2 protein-coding genes and 1 pseudogene are annotated in these 2754 nt (G+C 72.5%); 2 read left to right on the forward strand and 1 reads right to left on the reverse strand.

Going from position 1 to position 2754, the window contains the following annotated elements; genetic code table 11:
• Positions 1-897: pseudogene (locus HMPREF0591_RS29590) on the reverse strand (FUSC family protein); the annotation flags it as partial.
• A gap of 89 nt (positions 898-986) precedes the next feature.
• On the opposite strand from HMPREF0591_RS29590, the gene galT reads away from it, so the two are divergent.
• Together galT and HMPREF0591_RS29600 are read left to right on the forward strand one after the other, a co-directional pair.
• A complete protein-coding gene (gene galT, locus HMPREF0591_RS29595) occupies positions 987-2120 on the forward strand; it encodes a galactose-1-phosphate uridylyltransferase (RefSeq protein ID WP_050790186.1) in 1134 nt (377 codons plus the stop codon).
• A partial coding sequence (locus tag HMPREF0591_RS29600) for a GHMP family kinase ATP-binding protein (protein WP_007172561.1) occupies positions 2117-2754 on the forward strand: 638 nt, incomplete at its 3' end. The genes galT and HMPREF0591_RS29600, both read left to right, overlap by 4 nt.

Raw genomic sequence — 2754 nt, forward strand, 5'->3', positions numbered from 1 at the left:
ATGCTCGTCCAGCAGTCGCTGGGCGCGGTCGGCGGCGTGCCGCAGGCCGTCGGGCTCGGGCAGGCGGATGGCGCGCGCCAGGATCGAGAGCGCGTCGACGAGCGCGGCCCGGGTTCGGTCGGGGATGGCGGTCGGGCGCTGCGCGGTCAGCGCCGCGGCCCGGCGCCCGGCGGTGGCCACCCACTCGATGGCGAGCTCGGCGTCCAGCAGCCAGGGGGCGAGTTGTTCGGCGGTGACGCCCGGCCACAGCATGGCGGGATCGGCCTTGTCCTCGATCTGGCTCTGCACCATCAGCGCGGTCTCGTTGAGCCGCAGGGTGCGCGCCCGCATGCGACGCCGGCGCCGTTCGTCGAGGCGGCCGGTGCGCACGGCCTCGGCCGTGGTGTCGACGACGATCGCCATCCGCGCCCGTAACGCGCGGACGGTCGCCCGCAGCACGCGCTCGGGCCGGTCGGGCATGACGTAGGTGGTCATGACGAACGTGCAGACGGTGCCCACCGCGACCGCCCCGATCATCCACGGCAGCTCCGCGATCCGCGCCCGCAGATACAAGGTGAAGAAATAGGACATGAACGCGACCATGCCCAGCGCCCTGCCGCGCGCGCCGAACCGGCGAACGTACGCGGCGGCGAACACGACCACCACGAACACCGCGTCGCTGACCACCAGGTGGGACGCGAGCAGCGCGGCGGCGGTGATGGAAGCGGCGGCGGGCACGGGCAGCAGCGCCATGGTGATCCGCTGCTGGCGCGGGTCCGGCTCGTTGACGGACCGCGACGCGACCATCGTGATGACGACGCCCAGCAGCGCCACGGTCAGCGGCTGCCCCGTCGCCCGGGTCAGGGCGTAGAGCACCAGCAGCGAACAGCCGAGCGCGGCCGTCGTCCGCGTCGCCATCCGCAGCCGAAGCAGACCGGGATCCGAGCCGATGACCCAGTCGCCGGCTTGATCGTAGAGAACGGTGATCTCCGCGCCCCCCTTCTGGCCTGCGCAACGCATCATGGTTACCCGAACTTCGGCACAAGCTAGTCTTCGACATCGTGACAGCGCCGACGCGGGCCAAGTTGGCCGACGGCCGCGACCTGCTGTTCTTCACGCTGCCCGGGCACCGGCCGGCGCCGGTCGAAGACCGAAGGCCGCTGCCGGCCCGCGACGGCCAGCAGACCGAGCTGCGGTTCGACCGGACGACGGGGCAGTGGGTGATCGTCGCGGCGCTGCGCCAGGACCGCACCTACAAGCCACCGCCCGACCAATGCCCGCTGTGCCCGGGCCCGACCGGGCTGACCAGTGAGGTGCCCGCCGAAGACTACGACGTCGTCGTCTTCGAGAACCGATTCCCCAGCCTGTCCGGCTCCGGCCCGGCGCTCGCCCCCGCCGGCGACGGCTTCGTCACCGCGCCTGGGCAGGGCCGCTGCGAGGTCATCTGCTTCTCCAGCGACCACACCGGCTCCTTCGCGGACCTGCCGCCCGCGCACGCCCGGCTGGTCCTCGAGGCGTGGCGGCACCGCACCGGCGACCTGCTGGCCACGCCGGGCATCGAGCAGGTGTTCTGCTTCGAGAACCGCGGCGAGGAGATCGGCGTCACGCTGACCCACCCGCACGGCCAGATCTACGGCTATCCCTATCTGACGCCGCGCACCGCCGCCATGCTGGACCGGGCGCGCGAGCACCGAATGCGGCACGGCACCAACCTGTTCGGCGATCTCTTGGCCGGCGAGGTCGCCGACGGGAGCCGGATCGTCGCGCGCGACGACCTGTTCACCGCGTTCGTCCCGTTCGCCGCGCGCTGGCCCGTCGAGGTGCACATCTACCCGAACAGGTTCGTGCGCAACATCATCGACCTGACCGAGGACGAGCTGGACGGGTTCGCGCGGATCTACCTCGACGTGCTGGGGCGGTTCGACCGGATGTATTCGTCCCCGCTGCCCTACATTTCGGCGTTGCACCAGTACGCCGACACCGAAGCCCAGGCCGACGGCTACTTCCACGTCGAGTTGATGTCGATCCGGCGCAGCGCCACCAAGCTCAAGTACCTGGCGGCCTCCGAGTCGGCGATGGACGCCTTCATCAGCGACGTGACGCCCGAGGGCGTGGCCCGGCGGCTGCGCGAGCTTCGATGACCGTCCGCTACGCCGCACCCGGGCGGATCAACCTGATCGGCGAGCACACCGACTACAACCTGGGGTTCGCGCTGCCGATCGCCCTGCCGCAGCGCGCGGTCGCGACGTTCAGCCCCGGGGCCGGCGACGCGATCACCGTGGCCAGCGACCTCGTCGACGCGCCGGTGCGCATCCCGCTGGACACCGCGCCCGGCGGCGTGACCGGCTGGGCCGCCTACGTGGCCGGGGTGATGTGGGCGCTGCGCCAAGCCGGGCACCCGGTGCCCGGCGGCGCGATGCGGATCACCAGCGACGTGCCGATCGGGTCCGGACTGTCGTCGTCGGCGGCGCTGGAGTGCGCGGCGCTGGGTGCGATCGCGGCGGCCGCCGGCGTGCGCATCGACGCCGACGAACGGGCGCGGCTCGCCCAGCGCGCCGAGAACGACTACGTCGGCGTCCCGACCGGGCTGCTGGACCAGCTGGCCTCGCTGTTCGGCCGGCCGGCGACGGCGCTGCTGATCGATTTCCGCGATCTCACGGTCGCGCCGGTGGCCTTCGACCCGGAGGCCACCGGCATCACCCTCCTGCTGATGGACTCCCGCGCCCGGCACAGTCACGCCGGCGGCGACTACGCCGCGCGCCGCGCCTCGTGCGA

Origin of the sequence: Mycobacterium parascrofulaceum ATCC BAA-614, assembly GCF_000164135.1 — a bacterium.
Taxonomy (GTDB): domain Bacteria; phylum Actinomycetota; class Actinomycetes; order Mycobacteriales; family Mycobacteriaceae; genus Mycobacterium; species Mycobacterium parascrofulaceum.